The 21,854-nt window shown below is 57.8% G+C and carries 17 protein-coding genes and 1 pseudogene; 10 read left to right on the top strand and 8 right to left on the bottom strand.

All coding sequences use genetic code 11. The features are described 5' to 3' along the window. Positions 1-95 precede the first annotated feature (95 nt). The 3 genes from ACA048_RS25775 (at position 96) to ACA048_RS25765 (ending at position 4,069) form a co-directional block, all read left to right on the top strand. Positions 96-1,745: an acyl-CoA dehydrogenase family protein gene (locus ACA048_RS25775; RefSeq protein ID WP_497626834.1), complete on the top strand. Its 1,650-nt coding sequence runs from the start codon at positions 96-98 to the stop codon at positions 1,743-1,745. A gap of 117 nt (positions 1,746-1,862) precedes the next feature. Further along, entirely contained in the window at positions 1,863-3,362 is a 1,500-nt protein-coding gene (gene amn / locus ACA048_RS25770) for an AMP nucleosidase (protein ID WP_497626833.1), read from the top strand. 71 nt (positions 3,363-3,433) lie between these two features. Then, positions 3,434-4,069 (top strand): pseudouridine synthase, encoded by a 636-nt coding sequence (locus ACA048_RS25765; protein WP_497626832.1) that lies wholly within the window; start codon positions 3,434-3,436, stop codon positions 4,067-4,069. Here ACA048_RS25765 and ACA048_RS25760 read toward each other — a convergent pair. Continuing rightward, the gene (locus ACA048_RS25760; protein WP_223522002.1) at positions 4,064-4,273 is read right to left on the bottom strand and encodes a DUF2788 domain-containing protein; all 210 of its coding nucleotides are present in this window, start codon (positions 4,271-4,273) and stop codon (positions 4,064-4,066) included. The genes ACA048_RS25765 and ACA048_RS25760 overlap by 6 nt on opposite strands. 212 nt (positions 4,274-4,485) lie before the next feature. Continuing rightward, positions 4,486-4,965 (bottom strand): Lrp/AsnC family transcriptional regulator, encoded by a 480-nt coding sequence (locus ACA048_RS25755; protein WP_042934386.1) that lies wholly within the window; start codon positions 4,963-4,965, stop codon positions 4,486-4,488. Between the two features lie 435 nt (positions 4,966-5,400). Here ACA048_RS25755 and ACA048_RS25750 point away from each other — a divergent pair, with 435 nt between their 5' ends. Further along, complete coding sequence (locus ACA048_RS25750) at positions 5,401-6,423, top strand: DUF6515 family protein (RefSeq protein WP_497626831.1); 1,023 nt, start codon at positions 5,401-5,403, stop codon at positions 6,421-6,423. Here the strand turns inward: ACA048_RS25750 and ACA048_RS25745 are convergent. Further along, the gene (locus ACA048_RS25745) at positions 6,408-7,313 is read right to left on the bottom strand and encodes a cation diffusion facilitator family transporter (protein WP_497626830.1); all 906 of its coding nucleotides are present in this window, start codon (positions 7,311-7,313) and stop codon (positions 6,408-6,410) included. The two genes, ACA048_RS25750 and ACA048_RS25745, sit on opposite strands and share 16 nt — an antisense overlap. A 29-nt stretch (positions 7,314-7,342) precedes the next feature. Then, entirely contained in the window at positions 7,343-7,762 is a 420-nt protein-coding gene (gene pmcY / locus ACA048_RS25740) for a periplasmic Zn2+ metallochaperone PmcY (protein ID WP_497626829.1), read from the bottom strand. A 362-nt stretch (positions 7,763-8,124) separates the two neighbouring features. On the opposite strand from pmcY, the pseudogene ACA048_RS25735 reads away from it, so the two are divergent. Then, a pseudogene (locus ACA048_RS25735) lies at positions 8,125-8,517 on the top strand (DEAD/DEAH box helicase); the annotation flags it as partial. Between the two features lie 566 nt (positions 8,518-9,083). Beyond that, positions 9,084-10,277 carry a hypothetical protein gene (locus tag ACA048_RS25730; RefSeq protein ID WP_497626828.1) on the top strand — a complete coding sequence of 398 codons (1,194 nt, stop codon included), beginning with the start codon at positions 9,084-9,086 and terminating at the stop codon, positions 10,275-10,277. Positions 10,278-10,423: 146 nt separating this feature from the next. Here the strand turns inward: ACA048_RS25730 and ACA048_RS25725 are convergent, their stop codons facing one another. The 3 genes from ACA048_RS25725 to ACA048_RS25715 form a co-directional block, all read right to left on the bottom strand. Further along, positions 10,424-10,549, bottom strand: a complete 126-nt coding sequence (locus ACA048_RS25725) for a hypothetical protein (RefSeq protein WP_497626827.1) — start codon at positions 10,547-10,549, stop codon at positions 10,424-10,426. Between the two features lie 73 nt (positions 10,550-10,622). Further along, positions 10,623-11,237, bottom strand: coding sequence for a hypothetical protein (locus tag ACA048_RS25720; protein ID WP_432751128.1), 615 nt, complete (start codon positions 11,235-11,237; stop codon positions 10,623-10,625). Positions 11,238-11,340: 103 nt separating this feature from the next. Further along, on the bottom strand, positions 11,341-12,333 hold the full coding sequence (locus ACA048_RS25715) for a TauD/TfdA family dioxygenase (RefSeq protein WP_497626826.1): 993 nt from the start codon (positions 12,331-12,333) through the stop codon (positions 11,341-11,343). Between the two features lie 443 nt (positions 12,334-12,776). On the opposite strand from ACA048_RS25715, the gene ACA048_RS25710 reads away from it, so the two are divergent. The 4 genes from ACA048_RS25710 to hrpB all read left to right on the top strand — a co-directional run bounded on the left by ACA048_RS25710 (position 12,777) and on the right by hrpB (position 20,412). After that, positions 12,777-13,574, top strand: a complete 798-nt coding sequence (locus tag ACA048_RS25710) for a hypothetical protein (protein WP_497626825.1) — start codon at positions 12,777-12,779, stop codon at positions 13,572-13,574. A gap of 1 nt (position 13,575) precedes the next feature. Next, positions 13,576-16,869, top strand: coding sequence for a UvrD-helicase domain-containing protein (locus ACA048_RS25705; protein ID WP_497626824.1), 3,294 nt, complete (start codon positions 13,576-13,578; stop codon positions 16,867-16,869). Between the two features lie 218 nt (positions 16,870-17,087). Next, complete coding sequence (locus ACA048_RS25700) at positions 17,088-17,510, top strand: hypothetical protein (protein ID WP_497626823.1); 423 nt, start codon at positions 17,088-17,090, stop codon at positions 17,508-17,510. Positions 17,511-17,892: 382 nt separating this feature from the next. Then, a complete protein-coding gene (gene hrpB / locus ACA048_RS25695) occupies positions 17,893-20,412 on the top strand; it encodes an ATP-dependent helicase HrpB (RefSeq protein ID WP_497626822.1) in 2,520 nt (839 codons plus the stop codon). A 334-nt stretch (positions 20,413-20,746) separates the two neighbouring features. Here the strand turns inward: hrpB and ACA048_RS25690 are convergent, their stop codons facing one another. Beyond that, the gene (locus ACA048_RS25690) at positions 20,747-21,823 is read right to left on the bottom strand and encodes an endonuclease/exonuclease/phosphatase family protein (RefSeq protein WP_497626821.1); all 1,077 of its coding nucleotides are present in this window, start codon (positions 21,821-21,823) and stop codon (positions 20,747-20,749) included. Between the last annotated feature and the right edge of the window lie 31 nt (positions 21,824-21,854).

Raw genomic sequence — 21,854 nt, 5'->3', positions numbered from 1 at the left:
GCGAAAGCGCCGACAGTTAGGCGGATATGCCACTTTGTTCAGTCTCGGGGCAGTGCTTAACTGACTCCCTTGGCTGACCCAAAGGAGCCCCCGTCATGAACCTGCATCAGTTCGCCGAAACCCACGAAGTCACCAACCAGCCTCCGTCGCTGGACGGCACCAACCTTTATCGTATCGACTTGCCGTTGCAAGAATGGTCGCGGCGGTTCGGGGCCGGTTGGGCCGAGTCGCGGATCGACGCGTATGGCGCACTGGCCGGCGGGCCGCTGATGGAAGCCGGGTTCCTGGCCAATCAGAACAAGCCGGTATTTGTCAGTCATGACCGTTATGGCCATCGCATTGATCTGGTGGAATTCCATCCGGCCTATCACCAATTGATGCGCACCGCGGTCGAGCACGGGCTGACTTCGTTGCCTTGGGCGCATCCGCAATCCGGTGCGCATGTGGCCCGCGCGTCCATGAGCTATCTGCACAGCCAGGCCGAAGCCGGCAGCGGTTGCCCGTTGACCATGACCTTTGCCAGCGTCCCGGCGATGCGCCTGCAACCGGATCTGGCCGAGCAGTGGCTGCCGAAAATCCTGTCTACCGAATACGACCCGCGCAACATCGGCATGGCCCACAAGGCCGGTGTAACCATCGGCATGGCCATGACCGAGAAGCAGGGCGGCACCGACGTGCGCGCCAACACCACCAAAGCCTATCCGGTCGGTGCCAGCGGCCCGGGCCAGGCATACGAATTGGTGGGGCACAAGTGGTTCTGCTCGGCGCCGATGTGCGATGCCTTCCTGACCCTGGCGCAGACTGACAAGGGCTTGACCTGTTTCCTGCTGCCGCGCCATCGCCCTGACGACACGCGCAATCAGTTCTACATCCAGCGCCTGAAAAACAAACTGGGCAATTGCTCGAACGCCTCCAGCGAAGTGGAATTTCGTGGGGCGCTGGCGTGGATGATCGGCGAAGAAGGGCGGGGCGTGCCGACCATCATAGAGATGGTCGCCATGACCCGCTTCGATTGCATGGTCGGCTCCAGCGCATTGATGCGTCAGGCCCTGACTCAGGCCAGCCATCACTGCGCTCACCGCTCGGTCGGAGGCAAGCTGCTCAGCGAACAACCGTTGATGCAAAACGTGCTCGCCGATCTGGCGCTGGAAAGCGAAGCCGCCCTGGCGTTGAGCCTGCGCATGGGCAAGGCGCTTGATCATCTGGACGACAGCCATGAAGCGAAATTTGCCCGGCTGGTGACGGCGGTGGGCAAGTACTGGATCTGCAAACGCGCGCCCGCAATGATCAACGAAGCTGCCGAATGCATGGGCGGTGCCGGGTACGTCGAAGAAAGCATCCTGCCGCGCCTGTATAGAGAGGCACCGGTCAATTCAACGTGGGAAGGTTCTGGCAACGTGCAGTGCCTGGATGTTTTGCGTGCCTTGTCGAAGGAGCCGGGTGTGCTGGATGTGTTGTTCAGCGAACTGGGTGATGGTCATGGCGACAAACGCCTGGCCGCGCACATCAGCCAGTTGCAGACGGCGTTCAAGGACACCCGCGACATTCAGTACCGCGCGCGACAGCTCACTGAAGACATTGCGTTGGGGCTTCAGGCCAAGCTGTTGCTGGAGGCGGGGAATGCGGCGGTCAGCGATGCGTTCATTGCCAGTCGCCTGGGTTCGGCGGGGCGGGTGTATGGCGCTTTGCCGCGTGGGTTGGAGGTAGAGGCGATTGTGGCCCGGTCGACCCCGCAGAACTTCTGACTGTCGGTCGACGCTGAACCCTGTGGGAGCGAGCTTGCTCCCACAGTGGCCAAGTGGTGTGCACAGGAGCTGTGAATCAGCACGCCACTGTTCCCGTGAAGCGACGATGCAGGCAAGATGAGGGTCTGCAAGTCAGAACACAGGATGCTGATCGTGACCGAAGCTTTTATTGTCGTTCAAACCGCCGAGCAAGCCGTGGACCAGCTTGCGCTTTTGCACAATCGTGCAACCACCGCGCTGAATCAGGCGCTCAAGCGTTACCTCAAGGACCGTGTCGAACCGGACGCCGAACAGCGTGCGATGTTTCGTTATCCCGAACTGCGTCTGACCTATCACTGCCAGGGCGAAGTCCCGCAGACCACGCGCGCCTATGCCAAGGTTCAACTGCCGGGGACCTACAGCGTCACCGTCACCCATCCGGCCGCTTTCCGTAAATACCTGCTGGAACAACTCGTGCCGTTGATGCACGACTTCACCGTGACCGTCGAAGTCGGCATCAGCCAGCAAAATATTCCTTATCCGTACGTGGTCGAGCAAGGCGATGAACTGGCCGGCTCCGGCGTGACCGCTGCCGTGCTGGCGCGCGTGTTCCCGAGTACCGATTTGTCGGCCGCGACTGACGGCATTGCCGATGGTTTATACGATTGGGAAAACACCGACCCGTTGCCACTGGCCCTGTTCGATGCGGCGCGGGTGGATTTCTCCCTGCGCCGACTGGTGCATTACACCGGCAGTGACTGGCGTCATGTGCAGCCATGGATTCTGCTGACCAACTACCATCGCTATGTTGACCAGTTCATCGTCCATGGTCTGGAACAATTGCGTAGCGACCCGCGTTTCGTGCGCATGGTCTTGCCGGGCAACGTGATCATCGAAAAGAGCATGGATCACGGCGAAGCGTCGGCGATTGCCGCGGGTGTGGTCTGGCACCGTTACCAGATGCCGGCCTATCACCTGATCGCCAGCGATGGCCACGGCGTGACCCTGGTGAACATCGGTGTCGGCCCGTCCAACGCCAAAAACATCACCGACCACTTGGCCGTGCTGCGTCCGCATTGCTGGCTGATGATCGGTCACTGCGGCGGCTTGCGTCAGTCGCAGACCATTGGCGACTACGTACTGGCGCACGCTTACATGCGCCGCGACGGGATTCTCGACCGGGTCGTGCCGCCGAACATTCCGATTCCGGCCTTGGCTGAAGTGCAGATGGCGTTGCAGCAAGCGGCGGCCAACATCACCGGCGAGAAGGGTGACGAGCTGAAGAAACGCCTGCGCACCGGTACTGTGTTGACTTACGACGACCGCAACTGGGAACTGCGCTGGGCGCAGGAACGTCCGCTGATCAACCTGTCTCGCGCTGTAGCGGTGGACATGGAGAGCGGCACCATCGCTGCTCAGGGTTATCGTTTGCGCGTGCCGTATGGCACGTTGTTGTGTGTTTCGGACAAGCCGTTGCACAGCGAAATCAAGCTGCCGGGTTCGGCCAACGCCTTCTATGAGCGTGCGGTCAGCCAGCACTTGAAGATCGGCATCGAAGCGGTAGATCTGTTACGCACGGAACTCAACTCGCTGCACTCGCGCAAACTGCGCAGTTTCGACGAGCCACCGTTCCGCTAACGGTTGTCATGGTCATTTGGCGGTCAGGGCACTAGCATTAGCAGCCCTGACCGTTAGATGTTCCTTTCCCCATGTCTCGTCCACAACGTCCCGCACCTCGCCGTCCTGGCGCGAATAGTCTGTCCTCAGCCCCGCGCCGTGTCGCCAAAGCACCGCCGGCCGAGCCAAAGCTGATTCTGTTCAACAAACCTTTTGATGTGCTGACCCAATTCAGCGACGGCGAAGGGCGGGCGACGCTCAAGGATTACATCGACATCCCGGGGATGTACCCGGCAGGACGGCTGGACCGCGACAGCGAAGGTTTGCTTTTGCTGACCAACGACGGCCAGCTCCAGGCGCGGATTGCCGACCCGAAACACAAACTGGCCAAGACCTATTGGGTGCAGGTCGAAGGTGAGCCGAGTGCCGAGCAATTGCAGCGTTTGCGTGATGGCGTTGAACTGAACGACGGCATGACCTTGCCGGCCGAGGCGCGGCAGCTGGATGAGCCTGAGCTGTGGCCACGCAACCCGCCCGTGCGCTTTCGCAAAAGCGTGCCGACGAGCTGGCTGGAGCTGGTGATTCGCGAGGGGCGAAACCGTCAGGTGCGGCGCATGACGGCGGCGGTCGGCTTGCCGACATTGCGTCTGGTGCGGGTCAGAATCGGCGACTGGACAATCGAAGGGCTCGATCAGGGCCAGTGGAAGGAAGTCCCGGCGCGGTTATAACGTGCCGGATTCGATCAGGCCGATCACTACGCTTTTGATCACGAACGCGGCCACGCCCAGACCCAGTACAAAGAACAGAATGAGCGAGCCAAAGCGCCCGGCCTTGGACTTCTTCGCCAGATCCCAGACGATGAAACCCATGAAAATGATCAGGATGCTGACAAGGCCAGTCATCATCCACTCTTCAAATACTGCAGGATCCATCGAACATCTCCAGCGCGGGCGGGGCTAAAAGGGCGCGGCGAGTATACGCCATGCTGGATTGGCGCAGCATTGACCTGCGTCGGTGTGCCGCAGGCATTCGTCGCCTGGGCCGGCCCCTTCGCTGGCAAGCCAGCTCCTACAGGATTTGTGTCGGCCGCGAAATTGCGGTCCACACTAACCCTGTAGGAGCTGGCTTGCCAGCGAAGGCGGTTTCAGTTGCGCAGATGAGTCAACGGCAGTTCAGTGCTATTGAGCACCTGATTCAACACAAAACTCGACCGCACACTGGTCACCCCTTCAATCCGCGTCAAATGCCCCAGCAGCAGTTTCTGGTAGTGATCCATGTCCGGCACCACCACCTTGAGCTGATAGTCGGCATCCATCCCCGTCACCAGGCTGCATTCAAGCACCTGCGGCAATGTACGAATCGCCGCTTCGAAGTTCTCGAATCGTTCCGGTGTGTGCCGGTCCATACCGATCAGTACGTAAGCCGTCAGGCTCAAACCGAGCATCTTGCGGTCCAGCAGGGCGACCTGGCGGGAGATATAGCCGTCGTCTTCCAGTTGCTTGACCCGGCGCGAGCATGGCGAAGGCGACAGGCCGATGCGTTCGGCCAACTCCTGGTTGGAGATGCGCGCGTCACGCTGCAATTCCGCCAAAATGCTCAAGTCGTATCGGTCGAGTTTGCTCATCATTGAGTCCTTTGTCGTAACTATTGCGGCGGATTATCTATCCAGGGTTAAAAATTGCGCAAGTGATGTTTAATTGAGCAATCTTCGCAATCATCTGCCGGCGCCACAGGCCTATTCTTATCACCAGAATCACTGCTCGGACAAACAGTCCACAGCGGCTCGCCCAACCAGGCCAGCCGCGGCCGCCACCCCCACCGGGGATGTGCCGGCCCCCGAGCTGCACACTGTCCAGAAGACGGCGTGAGGTGAGCCGACGTCAAAAGCGTCGAGCACGGACGAAGTTCTCAAAGGGAGGCCGACGGGTCTCCCTTTTCTTTTGCCCGCTATTCCTGTTCTGCCCTCAATAAATAAGTTTCGCGACTGATAACCTGTTGCAGAACCGGCCTGTGCTTTTCCAGTCCTACGTACAGGCCCTAACTCGCAGTGAGGAAAAGCATGAAGTCGCGCATCTGGCGTTTGGCCGGTGTTGGTTTGCTGTGTGTCGGTGTTGCTGCGCAATCGCTGGCCGATGATCAGCAAAACCGTGGGCCCGATGTCGGTAATAATCAGCCGCACCCGCAGAATAATGGTCAGCAACAGAACCCGCAGCACCCGCAAAACAACGACATCAATCGTGGCGACAACAGCCGCCAGTTCGAGCACAACGGCCAGAAGCAGAACAATGGCCAGTGGCAGAGCCGCCCGCAGCCTGACTTCAACAATCCGATTCGATCGCCTCCGCCCCCGCCACAACTGCCGGCCAATGACCTGCCGATCCAGCCGCGGCCTGACACCGTGCACCAGACCCAGCCGCCGCAGCGCGGTTACTATCAGGACGTGCCGCGACGCAACGACAACAACCAGCGCTGGAACGGCTATATCGGCGTTCCAGCCTATGATAATCATTGGCAGGGTCGTCCCAGTGGCTACGGAAATGGCTGGGGCCCCGGCCCGCAGTATCGCCCGGGACACGTGATCGACCGCTTCCCGGACCGCGAGTACCGCGTGCCTTACCGTGGCATGGATTATTTCTACTCTGGCGGTTACTGGTATCGCCCGTTGGGCCCACGCTATGTGGTGGTTGAACCGCCGCGCGGGATTCGCGTCAGCTATTTGCCGGATTACGCGGAGCAGGTGTTGATCGGCGGGTCGGTGCTGTTCCTGGCGGCAGGATCGTATTACGCCTATCAGGAGAGCACCCGGGATTACGTCGTGGTCGAGCCACCGGCTGGCACCTTGCAACCGCAACAGCAGCCGCAAGTCGCCAGCAACGGATATGACGTGGAGGCGTATCCAGCAAACGGGCAGTCGGCGGAGCAGGTCAATCAGGATGGTTACGAGTGCTATCAATACGCGGTGCAGCAGAGTGGGTTCGACCCGCGAACCGCGACCTATCAACCGGACCCATCGGTGGTTCAAACCTACCGCCAGGCCCAGGGCAACTGCCTGAGCAGCCGCGGTTATCAGGTGAGTTTCTGACCCCTGGCGGCCTGCACCACTTCCTGCGGGTCGGCGTGCACCAGCACTTCGGCTCGCGGGTAGGCGGCGTGAATCGCATCGGCGGCCTGATCGCTGATGCCATGGGCGACTGACAAGGTCAAATCCCCCGGCAACTCCAGGTGCAATTGCACGAACCACTGGCTACCGGAAACCCGCGTACGCAGATCATGCGCACCCAAAACCCCCGGCACGCTGCACGCCAGTTCAAGCATGTGCTGACTGACATCCGGCGGCAGCTCTTCATCCATCAGCACCGTAAAACTTTCCCGGGCGATCTGAATCGCGCTCCAGAGAATGTACGCGGCAATCCCCAGACCGAACCAAGGGTCGACCTGATGCCAGCCAAACCCGGCCAGCACCAGCGCCACCAGAATGCTGCCGTTGAGCAGCATGTCCGAGCGGTAATGCAGCGAGTCCGCGCGCACTGCGTTGGAGCCGGTGGCTTTGACGACGCGATGTTGCAACATCAGCAACGCCAGCGTCAGCGCCAGGGACAGCACAATCACGCCGATGCTGATCCACGGCGCACCCACAGGCTCCGGATGTTGCAGTCGTTCAAACGCCTGCAAGGCAATCAACACCGCACTGCCACCAATGAACAACGCCTGGGCCATGCCCGCCAGTGACTCGGCCTTGCCATGCCCGTAACGGTGATCGTCATCGGCCGGGCGCAAGGCGTAATGCACCGCCAGCAGGTTGAGCAGCGACGTGACGCCGTCGAGCGCCGAGTCGGTCAGCCCGGCGAGCATGCTCACCGACCCGCTCAACCACCAGGCGATGGCTTTGGCGACGATCAGCGTACACGCCACCGCCACCGAGGCGCGGGTGGCCAGCCGCAGCAGGCGGGCGTGTTCAGAGCTGGAAATCATAAGTGCGGCTTTTCCTTCTAATGCACGGTTTACGCGGCGGGTTGCAGGCCGAACATCGCCAGTTGCTGGGCGCTGCCCTTGTGTTGAATCAGGCGTGGGTCGTCCAGCGGGACGCTGCGGCCCAGTTCTGTTTCGAGAATAGTCTGCAGTTTGTGGTTATCGACCTTGCCGTCGGCGCCGATCGCTTCCTTGAGTTTTTCCGGGGCCACTTGAGCGGTCTTGCCCGGCTCTAAATAAATCGCGCCGGTGGCGAAGTCGACCGCAAAAGCGATAAGGCCGGGGATGATGTAGAACAGCAGGCCCACGGCATCCAGCGCCGCAACGACCGGGTCGATCTTGCCGTCAATCTGCCCACGGCGGTCGGGAAAGAAAATCGAGCCGCAAGCGGTAACCTGGGTCAGCAGAGTTGCGACCAATACACCGCCAATCAAGCGAAAGGGAACACGCATATAAAAACTCCTGGGTCATCTGGAAAACGAAGCGACGTCGTTATGAATTAGGACCGTGATAAAAGCCGAGCAGTTCGCCGTTATACTCGCGCCGGCAGGGCGTGCCCACAGTAAATTGCGGCCGCGTCTCACCCCCATTGGGATAGTTGAGGATTGATGTTGTTTTTTTCAGATCGACAACGCGCAACGGCTGATGAAGGTTATCGGGGTTCGGCCCTCCGGGCTGAAGCTGTGGACGCGCCATGCTGCGTTGCGGGACTTGGCAAGGAAACGACCCTTACCTGCGTCCCGCGCCTTGCCTGGCACGCCCACAGCTTCAACGTGACTCGCAATTTACTGTGGGCACGCCCTGAGGAGCCAGCATGATTTCTTTGCCGATTGATGAAGTTTTACCCGCCCTGCGTGAAGCCTTGGCGACACGCCACGAAGCCGTGCTCGAAGCACCGCCCGGCGCCGGTAAAACCACCCGCGTGCCGTTGGCCTTGCTCAACGAGGTTTGGCTGGCCGGGCAGACCATTCTGATGCTTGAACCGCGCCGGTTGGCAGCGCGGGCGGCGGCGGAGCGGTTGGCCAGTGAATTGGGCGAGAAGGTCGGTGAAACCGTCGGCTATCGGATTCGGCTGGACAGCAAAGTCGGCCCCAACACCCGCATTGAAGTGGTCACCGAAGGCATTCTCACGCGCCGTTTGCAGGATGACCCGGCGCTGGAAGGCGTAGGTCTGCTGATCTTTGATGAATTCCACGTTTTGTCACTTGCACTGAAATAATGCTGTTTTCTGTCAAAAATGCCCTGAAACCGAAAACCCTACAGCTCAAAACCTCCTCCTGACTCACCTCCTGTCCAGGATCTCCCCTCCAAGGCCCCACCCTCAACTCTCTACTCAGGCAGCCCACCATTCGCCTTAATCCAAACGATCCCCTTCCAGCCAACCAGCCAACCAGCCAACCAGCCTCAGAATCCTGATTCCATACCCATCCTATGTGCCCGCTCAACGAGCTTCCTTGAGCCGCGTCAAAGCCTATTGAATGTTCAGGTTAGTTTACGCACCATGGCTCGCCCAGCAGTCATAAAGAAGCAGCCAGTGAATTGCCAAGTGAGTGCCTGCTGGTTGAACCGAATGCAATCTCTCAGGGGGGGCGCACCCAAGATGTTGGTGTGTTGCCATCATGTTATTTCGAGGCTCGATAAGGAATGGAATCACCTCTGAACAACTCTACAGCTCCTTCAAAACCTAGTCGCCCGGAAAACCCGCTGTCAGCCGCACTGTATGACGCTCTCATGTACCAACGCGCCTTGCCTCGGGAGGAAAGGATTACTCACATGGGCAGCTTGGAATTCGACAGGTTGGAAGGGCTCTCTCATGTCGAACAACACGTTCCGGGCATCAAGTCTGACTTGGATACAGTCCGCAAACTATTAAGCGCTGCTACTCACTCTGCTCCCACTGCGGAACAGGGGGTAGAACTTCGAGAAGCGTATAACCGGTGTCTTGAGATGGCCTTTCCAGTAAGCCAGAAATACCTGTACTGGTGTCATGAGTTGCATGGGGTGTCGGCAGATCATAGCCTCAGTTCAATTTCGTGGAGCCATTTAAAGAAGCTCGAAGAGGATGCGTATACAGATCCTGAGTTGAAGGGGCTCATTGATGAACTGAAACATGGTTTCAGCCTTGTTTCTCATGTGAATGATAGTAATAACTTTCGTCAGACGTTTGAGTATTACGGTGAGGCACTCGTTTATGGGATGCTCAGTAAGCGCTTCAAGACGAGAAGGGTAGACGCGAGAAATAACTCCATGCCGGACTTTGCTTGCCTGCTACCAAATGGGAAGGAGTTCTTTGTTGAGGTCAAGTCTCTCGACATCGTTGATGCGCCGTATAGGCCGAATCAGATGCACGAAGATGCCATGCAACAGCAAATTGAACTTGAAGACCAGCTCAAACAAGGGCGGCGAGTTGCGATGGCGGAGAGAGAAATCGCTCCTTATAAGCGCGCCTTCAACGATAACTCGTACGATCCTCGCTCACTGCTGGCGGTAACCAATACGCTCATCAATAAGGCAAATTCTGCATTCAAGTCCACCCAGTTCGAGCAAGGCCCCACTTTTGCGTTTATCCTGGCTGACCGATTGGTGATTCCGGGCAACGAACACAGCGTGGCACCCCACTATTATGAGCGGGGCGGTGGTGCAGTCGTGTCTGGTGTACTTTGGAACGTTTGCTTCGGTCAGAAAGGCTGGCCGATTTATAGAATGCCCGACTTTGAAGGTAAGCCAGGACTGGAAGGCTATATGCCCATATATGGGCTGCTGGCAGATCCGGAGGTGTCGTTTCCTACGGGAGCGGTGATTGTTGCAAGCACTGGTTTTGAGGATACCTTAATGGGACTGTACGATTCCAAGTGGGCTCTTGATCAAGATTGGGGCGAGGATGAGACCTCTGAAGTCATGCATGCGCTTTGTAAGGCGTATAACGACGAGAAGAACTCGCTAGGTCAGTTGGTTGCTATGACCTGATACATGTCCTAACAGGCTGTTTAGGCACAGAGATAGCAGGTGCCTCAATCGTTACTGCTGCAATGGAATGGTTGGCCTGCGCGAGTTTTGATCACGTCGGCCAACCAGATGCGAGAGAGGATGCGGGCATGTCTCCCGAGCGCTTCTCAACGCGCAATCATGTCCATCACCATCACCATCACCATCACCATCATCTTGTTCAAGTAATTAGCAATCTTCTCTGCGGGGATGAAGTTCAAAAAGTCATTCTTTTCGATTGCGAGCGTGACCAAGGGGGTCTTCCAAGACGATGGTGAGTGACAGGATGACATTGCGCGAATTTGGTCTTGAGCCTGTGCGCTCCAGCTATCTCATGGACATCTGTTTGGTGCGAGTCATCTTGATGACGTAGCTGTCAGCGAATAGGCCATTGGTCTCCAGTATTACTTCATTCTTTTTCGTGCTGCGAATGTCGTACCGCTGAGACTGGGCCAAGAGCAAGCCTTGCTCCAATTCGGTTTCTTCAGCATTCCGAGGATGCGAGGTGTCACGGATTTTGAAGGTCATGCCGGCTAGCGATAGGGCGGTTACGCGCGTTTTCACATTCAGCAGTTTGATGACCAGCTCATCGCCGGTGGCTTGCCATTCTCCATTACCGTCGAAGTTATAGCTTGTGGTGAATGGCGAGAGTGGTATAGGCAAGAAAGTAGTGCTCTTCAACAGACCGGTGATTCGGTATGTCTTGTTGCGGAAGAACTCCGTGGTGCCCTCAAAGCTAACAACGCCATTGCGTTGGGGATATTGATATTTTTCATGCCACAAGCCCAGGAGGTTGGGGTTCAGGCCGTCGGATGTACTGGGTTGAACGATGTAGGCTGCCCATGGCCCTATGATGGTCGACACGTCTCTGAGAAACGGAACCAGGAAAAGTAATCCCGCCAGGATGCTTGTCCAGCCAATACGAGACTTGCTCCACTTCATACTGCTTCATCCATGCAAAAGACTCCCTGCTTGTTCGGCGGCTAGGACGTGCCCCGTCGCCGTTTCAGCGATGATTGGCCATTATCAAGAATGGGATGCGTGTTCAGGGAAAAAGCTTGAACGAGCTTCCTGTATAGCGTTGATCCGAAGTCAGATCGCGGGTATCCAGCCCGTAGGTACGCAATAGCCATCGAGATTCGCCGCCTGCTTCGCCACCGACCTCGCTACGACCGTGCAGGCCTACGCGATTGTTTACAACCAGAAGATCGCCAGGCGAAATGACAACCGAGTTTGAACAATCTAGGCATGCTTTCTCAAATCGATCCAGGGCGCGTTTGGGCAGATCTGAATCGAAGCCCGCATCCCCGGCGCTGTGACTGTACCGGATCCAGTATCCAGTACCGGCCTGGAACAGCAACTGGATGTTTTCCATTGAACTAGCAAGTGGGTGCCGCTTACCGAACATCCTTTCCAAGCCAAGCTTGAAGGTTTTCTGGGGCCGGATCACATACTGAGGCTTTGTCAGCTCGGCAATGTCCTCATCCGACAGTTGCTGCAGAACGAGCGCCAGCGGCATGACGGTCGTAGAAGTGCTGTCCGGATTCCGAAGGCCGCTCAAGCAAACGAAGTCCGGTGAAGGCGCTACTCGCTGGTCGAATTCATGAGGTTGTCCACGGAGGGGGAACGAGACGCCGTCGGTATGCCCGCGCATGCCGCCTTTGGATTTTTCCGCGAATTCATCTTCGCCTGGCAGCACGATCAGATTCACGAACAAATGGCCGTCATTCTCCGAGCCGTAAGACACGGTATCCGAATTCAGCGCGGCCAAGCAGGCCACGGCACAGGCTCTTGCTGCAATGGTGGTAGCAACGTCCGGAACCGGAATGAAAGCGGAAGGGGTTTCTGGCAAATCTTGGTGCACATCAAACACTGCGCGCAGATGAATCAGTGGGTTCGTCCAAGCATGCTCCTGGACGTCATACAGCTCGATACCCACGTTCGCCAGATATGCCTCCACGGCGGGAAGCAGAAGGGAGCTAAGCTGCGAGGGATGATCAAGAGCTGAAAGGCATGATTCGAGAGAATTATCGAGCATCCAGCCGCTCACTGCGCCGTGGATAGCCCGTGAAAAATGAGCGTCGATCAATTGTGTCCCTACATGGCAAGTGATATAAAGATGATATACGAGCGCCCGTAATCACGTAGCTCCTACCGTCACGATGGCCAAAGTCTACCATGAAAAGTAATGTCAATTTGACTTCCACGCCCCTCCGAGCTTGGGCAGATTATCTCGCGTGGGTGTCCAGCGCGAGTGAGTTTCGGGAGGTGGCAGGCTTCCACCAGTGTACGGTACCCCTGCCAGATGGCCATCTACTCAAGGTAGAGGCGCCCTCTGCAGATTTGCTCGCTAAAAAGGTCATGGCAGAGCTGACCTCCAACTTAGTAGTTCCTCCACACGTTTCCTGCTCAGCAGAACCATTGAGTTCATCGCCTGTCCAGGTTGTGTCACAAAAGGATGTGTCGCCAAAGGAGGTGTCTATGCGCAGTCATTACGAACCAGCGTTGCCTCGTGCATCAGAAACGACTCGGACGGGGCCGGTAACCAGCACCAAGGACGTCTTGCAGACGTTTGGTGTTTACGTACCTGAATCCATGCATGAGGCGCTGAAGTCGGTTGCCAGGAATCAAGGCAAGAAGTTTTCAGTGCTCATCCGAGAATTGGTCGAAAGAGGCTATGACCGTTTTGAGGAAGCACTCGAACAGCGTAGTGGTAGAAAAGTTCTCGACGGTTATGAGCAAAAAGTCGCGGCCTACAGTGGGGAAAATTCTCAGTGGATGGCCAGGCTTGACCGTACCCTTAGCTTGGAGATCAAGCTGACCGCCAAGGAGTACGGTCGCTCGGCGTCTCAGATCGTTGGAGGTTTTTTAGCCGAGGAACTCTCCTACTGCCTGCAGACCCAAGCAGTGACCCTCTGCACCGCCGTGGAGGTTCAGCAAGCACAGGCCGCTATGGCCGGATTCGTGGGCCCGAAGGCTAGCGAGCTGGCCATAGCTCTTGGGCTGCCGGGCAAGCGCAAGCTGGTGAATGAACTGGTTTGCGGGATAGTACGTGCCCCCAGTGTTCTATTTGATCGTGCTGCTGAGTTCTTCGAGGTTTCCCAGCAAGCAATAGCCCAGGCTGTCAGTCTCAATTTCCGTCAGTTGCAAGCACCGTCCTTCAAGGCACCCAATGGTCAACCGAAGATTTTGACTGAGCCTGTTTCGTGGGAAGAGGCGGTGAGGGCGCTCAATCTGCCTCACGATGAGGAAGCTGAACTGTTGGCCTTGGGAGACTGAGGTGAATCCTTTCGACCGTGCACGAATTCAGGCAATGGATGCGCGGGCGAAACTCATCGCTGCGTGTGGTGAGGCCTATCCAAGCAGTGAGCAGTTGCTCGCAGTCGTTGAAGATACTCTGGGCCTTGCAATCGAATGGGTGGCTCCGGACGATTATGCGCTGTGTGGCGGGGATGCCCTCATACAGCGATCCATGCTCACAATCCTGGTTCGTAACGATGTTCGCCAGGAAGAAAAAGCCTATCTGTTGGCTCATGAGCTCGGCCATTGGTATCTCGATTCGCCTCAACTGCCACAGGGCTCAGCTTCGTCATCGTTCCTTGCCGAAGATGCGGGACAATCGGCTGGATCTGCGGTCGTTGATGGCTATGGCGCGTGGGAGCGCCAGGAGCTTCAGGCCAACGTCTTTGCACGGGAATTGTTATTCCCCAAGTCGGCAGCAAGGGCGCTGTGGTCAAGCGGCTGGCGTTCCCGGCTAATTGCCACGCATTTTCTCCTGCCCCTAGAGGTCGTGCGGCAGCAACTGGCTGATGCGTTGTTGCTCCCGGATGTTCCCCCTGCGCTTCCCGCGCCGACGCACCCTCCCAGCGATGCTCAGCGTCAAGCGGCTCAGGCACCTGAGAGGTACGTCAATGTCGTTGCGGGGCCTGGTACGGGCAAGACAACGACCCTGGTGCACCGCGTGGCCCACTTAATCGCAAGTGGTGTGCCTGCCGATAAAATCCTGGTCATGACGTTCACCAACCGTGCCGCGCAGGAGCTTGTAGAGCGACTCACAGCGGCCAATGTCCCGAATGCCTCCCATATCTGGGCAGGCACTTTCCACTCCTTCGGATTGGAGCTGCTGCGCAAGCATTATCAGCTCTTCGGGTTGACCCCTCAGATCAAGGTCGCGGATCTGCTGCAGCAGGTCAGGATGATGGTGGATGAGCTACCGGCTCTGGAGCTCAAATATTTTTTCAGGTTGCTCAACCCCTATGATTGGCTGCCTGACGTCTTGAAAACTATTCACCGACTGAAAGAAGAGCTGGTCTTTCCATACGAATACTTAGCAATTCTTCAAAAATTGCCAGCCGTCGACCCGGACGTAGCGCTGGAGCGAGAAGATATCGCCACCCTGTATAGGGCGTATGAGGCTGTCCTGCGACGGGAGGGTTGGGTCGATTACCCAGACCTGATGGTGCGCCCGACGATCAAAGCGCGCGAAGACCGCCCCTCGATAGCCGCCTTTCTTGACCAGTACGACCATGTGTTGGTGGACGAATATCAGGACGTCAACCACGTCATGATTGAATTTGTTAAGACAATTGGGCTGCCTAGGCGCCATCTGTGGGTCGTCGGTGACATTCGCCAGGCTATCCACCATTGGCGCGGGGCGTCGATCCAAAGTCTGCTCAAGTTCGATGAAGCCTACGTCGCGCGCGGGCAGACAGATTCGATCGCGCGGTACAGCCTGGACATAAATCGCCGTAGTGCCCCTGAGATTCTCCGCGTAGTCGAAAGGGCTGGCACAGATCACGTACTGCAGCCTGTCGTGCCCCTCGATACTGTCTCAGCTTCTCGCCCTGCGAGTGGGGTCATGCCGAACCTGATTCAGACGGCGAAAGACGCTCAAAGTAGCAGCATCGTCGGTCAGATCGAACAGTGTCGGGTGGGCGGTCATCCCTATGGTAGCCAAGGCATCATCAGCTCTACCAACTCTCAGGTGGACAAGCTGGCCCATGACCTTGAGCGCGCTGGAATCCCTGTGCTTCACATCGGCGAGTTGAACGAGCGGGCTGAAGTGAAGGAATTCATGTGCCTGATGCAACTCCTGACTCAGCGCTCGCCTGGTGCGCTCCTGGGCTTGCTGCGGTACAGCGATCTGAGCATGCCAGCGTCGGACGTAGCCCTGCTGACGAACCTGTGCAAGCTAGGCCCCGATTATCAGCACGGACGTTGGCTGAAGCAGCAAGTGCCAGGCTTGTCCCCTCAGGGACAGCAGGTCGTGAATGCGTTGAATGAGTTGCTAGGTACGTCGACGCGCAACTCCCGTCCTTGGGCTTTCGTGTGCGACCTGATGTTCGAAAAGGGTTTCGGACTGGGCTCTTTGAGCGACCAATCCGCGACTGCTCAAATTCGGCGCCTGGCCCTGTGGCAATTTCTCTACGGTGTGCGCAATAGTGATGGCGCCGGTAGCGAGGCAACTTTGTCCAAGTTTCTGGTAAGGGAGGATTTCCGGCGCTATCTCGAACAACAGTCGGCAATGCGTTCGTTACCGCCGGAGGCCGCTGTGATTGACGCGGTCAGGCTCATGACGGTTCACGGCAGCAAGGGGCTCGAATTCGACGTCGTGCACATGGCCAACGTCGAGAACTCCCGGTTTGGTGCCGATGCCCCGCCCCGCTTTGATGATCGCAAAGCCCTTTTGCTTCCTCCAGAGACGCTCAACAGCACAGCCCAGTTGCGGGCTGCGGGCGAAGCTATCGAGCGTAACAACTTGCTGTACGTGGGCGTTTCGAGGGCCAAAAATCGGCTCAACGTATATTGCGGCACGGATATGTCTAAGATCCCCAGCCCCCTCTGCGACCCATCAATCCTTACTCCGATCAGTGGAGTCGCGAATAGGTTGGTAGGCGCGGTTTCATCGGCTCGTGTTCCAATGACTGCGCCCGCTACGATCAGTTTCTCCGTGCTCGACGGCTTCATGTCCTGCTCCCTCCAGTACCACTACGCGCATGAGCTCAACCTACCGACTGAGCAGGAGCTGGACGTAGCGTTCCGAGCTCGTCGATCAGTGCTGGCCGGGCTTGAGTATTTCTATCGTGATGGAGTGAGGTCTCAGGATGCCTTTGAGCAGGCATGGAGCGAGAGGCCATTACCGAGTCGGGCCGAGGACAAGACTCTTTTGGAGCATGCCAAGATCGCTTTTGATCGTGGCACCGCATTGCAGCCAGGTATCGCACACTACGTCCCTGAAAGTACGGCCAGCGTGAATGGACAGGTCATCACCATGCCTTGGATGCTTCGCGACGATAATGGCGATTTGGTTTGGCTTCGCACAGGTATCGGGCTATCCGAAATTTCCAACAATGTACGCCCCATCCTGGAAAACCTCGGTGGTAGTCGCTGCGACACCATTGCCATTCATTCGCTCGTCACCGGACGTTCCAAAAGCTCTGTTCCCTCTGCCAGAGCTACCACTACGAAAGTGTTCAAGGCGATCTCGGCTCTGCGTGCAGGTGAGCGTTCCGCTAGTCGCGGAGATCACTGCAACCGATGCGCGTATTCGACCATTTGCGGGCAAATGCTTTGATCAGCCTGTGTCGTAAGGCCGGGGTCGAGAAAACATACGTTTCTACTGGTACGGACAAGAGCGTCGACTAAAGCGCCGACCAGAACAAAAATACAAGGACGGTTCACTATATGAGCTTTATCAACTTACCTCGCGAGCAGTAGTGGGCAATCCTTGGTGTCGATCTGAACACCCTCGAGGCTGCTGTAGACCGGTGTCTGAGCGAAGAGCAGACTTGGTTGCTCAACGATCTGGCTCTGCATGACTGCGGTGATTTTGTCGCTTCTAACCTGCGGGCGTTCGAGCGGGCGATAGCTTCGTACGGCAAAGCTAAGGCCCATGCCAAACGCGAGGAAACACGTTATGCCGCCCAGCGCGCCGGGAGCGACCTGCTGCATGCTGTACAGCAGATGAAGGGGCGAGTTGAAATCGAGCAGCAGGAAGAACTCCTGTTTCGCATCGATGATCAGATTTTGCCGCCGTCCCATTTCAGTAAACGATTGACGGTCAGAATTCGCTACCACTGGCGATCATCGCCGGCAGGGGAGTGGACTCATCGTCAAACGACGTTCACTTATGACCATTCTCCCATCCCTGACTACACCCAGCCGGTGCCTAAGCGTAAGCCAAGCGCGGCCAAAGCGGCCAGCGATGTACCGTGAATGGGAGCACTTGAAGATCCAGGCGCTATGCTCTGTCCGGGATTTCTTCCGTAAGGGGGGCGACGGCAGCGACATCCCTGAAGAGTTTGCGGCGCGGCCTAGCCAAATATGGGGGAGGCTTGAACAACTTCAGTTGCAATTTTTGGCAGCCCTCATAGGCAGGTTTCTGCCTGGCCTCCCATCTACCTAGCCATTTTTCTGCAACAGCCTGCGCCCGAATTGTTGAGCGTCATATTCTGTGGGCAGGCCCTCGAACTAGGATAAGCCCCTAATGTCCGCTTTAAAAGCCGCAGACTTTCGAGCCATGTCGATCAATCACTGGCACCCCATGCATCGTACTCCCTGACCACCTTATACTGGCGCCCTACAGTTCGGAGTCAGTATGAGCACGTTGCCAATCGATGCCGCCCTACCGGCCCTTCTAAACGCGTTGAATTATCGTGATGAGGTCGTTCTACAAGCGCCACCCGGAGCAGGTAAAACCACGCGCGTGCCGCTTGCTCTTCTCGGTGAGGAGTGGCTGAAAGGTCAGACAATCGTGATGCTCGAGCCTCGACGACTCGCGGCTCGAGCAGCTGCTGAGCGAATGGCTGCTGAGCTTGGTGAGCGGGTAGGGGAGACGGTTGGCTACCGTATTCGGCTTGAGAGTAAGGTAAGTTCGAAAACTCGTATTGAGGTCGTAACCGAAGGGATTCTTGCTCGTAGGCTGCAAGAAGATCCGTCCTTAGACGGTGTGGGGCTCGTCATTTTCGACGAATTCCATCTTCGTAATCTTGATGCCGATTTGGCCTTGGCACTGGCGCTCAATGGCCGAGAGCTTTTTCGTGATGATTTGCCGCTGAAGGTACTGTTGATGTCCGCTACCTTGGAAGGGGAGCGGCTTTCTCAACTGCTTGATGATGCGCCCATCGTGACCAGTGAGGGGCGGATGTACCCAGTCACAACCATCTGGGGCAAGCCGCAGCAACCGGGCGATCTTATCGAGCCTCGCGTCATTGCGACTTGCCTGGATGCTTTGGACGAGCAAGAGGGGAGTGTCCTAATCTTCCTACCAGGCCAAGCAGAGATCCGTCGCGTTTATCAGGGGCTGCAAGACCATCTGCAACAACGCCAAGACATCCTGCTTTGTCCATTGCATGGCGAACTTGATCTAAATGCACAACGCGCCGCTATTGATTCTGCGCCTCCTGGAGCGCGGAAGGTCGTGCTGGCCACCAACATCGCGGAAACGAGTATCACTATAAACGGCGTGTGCGTGGTAATCGATGCAGGCCTTGAGCGAGTACCTCGCTTTGACCCCCGTAGCGGCATGACTAGGCTCGACACTCAGCGAATCTCAAAAGCCAGTGCCACTCAGCGCGCAGGTCGAGCAGGGCGTCTGGAACCTGGTGTCTGCTATCGATTGTGGTCTGAAGCTCAACATGAACAACTGGCTGGCTTCAGCACTCCAGAGATTCAGCAGGCTGACCTTGCGGGTTTGGCGCTTCAGCTTGCACGTTGGGGCGTTCAGCCGACTCAGCTTAAATGGCTCGACGTGCCTCCGGCGGCCGCTTATGCACAGGCTCAGGACTTGCTGGAGCGTCTGGGCGCATTGGAGGGCGAAGCGCTGACTCGCCACGGTCAGGCCATGGCCGAGCTGCCGGCGCATCCACGTATCGCGCATTTGTTGTTGCGCGGCCAGGCGCTCGGCTTGGCCGATATGGCCTGCGATGTCGCGGCGTTGCTCGGCGAGCGCGATATTTTGCGCGGTGCTGGCGCCGATTTGCACAGCCGCTTGGTACTTTTGTCCGGCGAAGAGCGCGCCGCGCGTGGCGCTCAGGGCGGTGTGCAGCGGGCCCGGCAACTGGCGCGGCAGTATCGCGGTTATCTGCGAGGCAAAGCCTCGGAGCCGGTCAGCGATCCGGATCACCCGCGCTGGCTCGGCGCGCTGCTGGCGCTGGCCTATCCCGACCGCGTTGCCCAGCAACGGCGTGCCGGTGGCGCGGAATATCGCTTGGCGAACGGCCGTGCCGCGTTGTTCGCCGAGGCTGACAGCCTGATGAAACAGGCGTGGCTGGTGATTGCCGACCTCGGCAGTCGACAGGGCCAGCGTGAGGAACGGATTTACTTGGCGGCGGATTTCGATCCGGCGCTGTTCGATTCGGTGCTCGCCGAGCAAGTGCGTGTCGTCGATCAACTGGATTGGGACGAGCGTGAAGGCGTGCTTCGCGCCGAACGTCAGCGCAAGGTGGGCGAGTTGATCCTCAGCCGCGAACCGTTGACCGGCCTCGATGAAACCGCGCGCAGCCAGGCGCTAGTGAATCTGGTGCAACGCAAAGGTCTGGAGCTGTTGCCGTGGACCCCGGAGCTGCGCCAGTGGCAGGCGCGGGTCGCCTTGCTGCGTCAGTTGGATATGGCCGGCAAGGGCGAAAGTGAGTGGCCGGATGTCAGCGACGCCGCGCTGCTCAAAAGCCTCGAGCATTGGCTGATGCCGTATCTGGGCAAAGTCTCGCGGCTCAGTCACTTCGCTAATCTCGACCTGTCGAGCATCGTCCATAACCTGTTGCCGTGGCCGCTGCCGCAACGGCTCGATGAGCTGGCGCCGCATCATTTGAGCGTGCCGTCGGGGTCGTCGATTCGTCTGGATTACAGCGAGCAACCACCGATTCTGGCAGTGCGATTGCAGGAGCTGTTTGGCCTGGCCGAGACCCCACGCATTGCCGGTGGGCGGCAAGTGGTGAAGCTGCATCTGCTGTCCCCGGCGCGGCGGCCGGTGCAGGTGACTCAGGATTTGGCGAATTTCTGGCGCAGCACTTACGCCGAGGTGAAAAAGGATTTGAAGGGCCGTTACCCGAAACACTACTGGCCGGACGATCCATTGGTGGCGCAGGCTACTGCGCGAATAAAACCGCGTAAGGTCTGATGTGTCTTCGGTGCCGGCTGGATTGGAGGTGGTCATCGAGGCGTTCGGGAAACAAATACTCGGGTCGCGATGATCACCCTGGATGAAGCGCTTCATAGGGGATTTCGCGTTGGTTACGTGGCATCGTTTTTAACCTCAAACAGAAAGGGCATCAAAAAACAGGGGTTACGGTCTATCCAGCCATGCTTTACGATTTGCTGCGGTCTGAAGAGGAATAGATCCAGGTATGTAGCGAGGCGTAGTCTCTACAGGCTTTATTTCCTTCGGTTGCCGCACCCCGAGATAATCATTGTCTTGGTCATAAGTATCACTGCTAGGCTCCTCCGAGAACCTCCTATAGCGCGGCCGGCAACAGGAACCGCGCAATGACGGGAAGGTGATCGGAGATGCGCAGGGTATCGTCCTGCCTCACCGTCGCCTCGACCCGTTTGATGCGTGGGCTGTAGAACAAATAGTCGACGGTCCGGTCCGGGCCGTTCAGGCCCGGATCGTTCGGGTAGTGGGTCAGCCAGCGCGCGCGGTCGATTCCACCGGCTTCGTTGTTGGTCGGGATCATCGGGTACTTGTCCCACAGCACATGCAGCGCGCTGTCGGCAGAGTAGGGCGTGCGTTGATCGTCGGGCAGTCGGCGAAATTGCCCCAGCGGCAACAGATTGAAGTCGCCACCGATCAGCCACGGCGTGCCAAGGCTTTCGAACTTGTCGAGGACTTTGGCAATGGCCATTACTTGGGCTTGCAGGGTTTCGTCAGGCTGGAGGACGCGGTCCAGATGGGTATTGAGAATCGCCATCTGACCGCCGTTGTTCAACGGCAGATAAGTCACCAACAGGGCGTTTTTCGGTTTGAACTGGCGGCTGATCACGTTGGCCGGCGCGACCGGCAATTGCAGGCGTTCGGCGTGTTCGATCTGGTAGCGGCTGAGCGTTACCAGTTGTCGGCCAACGCTGCCGAAAATGTGCGGCTGGGGCACGAAATCGGCCTTCCAGTCGAAGGCGCGAGCGCTGCACGGATACAGGTCGGCGACCCGCTCTTGCAGGAGCTTGAACTGGTTCTGGTAATCGCTGGTCTTGGCATTGTCATCGAGTTCCTGCAACACCACGATGTCGGGGTTTTCGTCGCGAATCACCCGCGCCACTTCGTCGAGGCTGAAAGCCATGTCTGCCAGTGTCGGCTTCTCGTCCTCACCCTGCGCCAGGTCGTTCCAGAACACGTAGCGTTTGCCCGCCAGGTACTGAACGTTCCAGGTCATCACCTTCAGCGCCTGGCCGGACACCAGGGATGGCGCTTGAACCGTGCAGCTGACCGGCACCACTTCCCTGGCGTCGGGGCGCCAGGTCAGGTTGTAGATCAGGGCGGTTACGCCGATCACGATCAACAGGCTTGGCAGGGTGTAGCGCAGTAGACGGGTCATGGCTCGGCTTATAGCGTTACAAAAGATGGCC

The organism is Pseudomonas sp. LBUM1659, from assembly GCF_059716045.1.
Note: the sequence above shows the minus strand (reverse complement) of the source record. Positions and strands in the feature narration are given on the sequence as shown.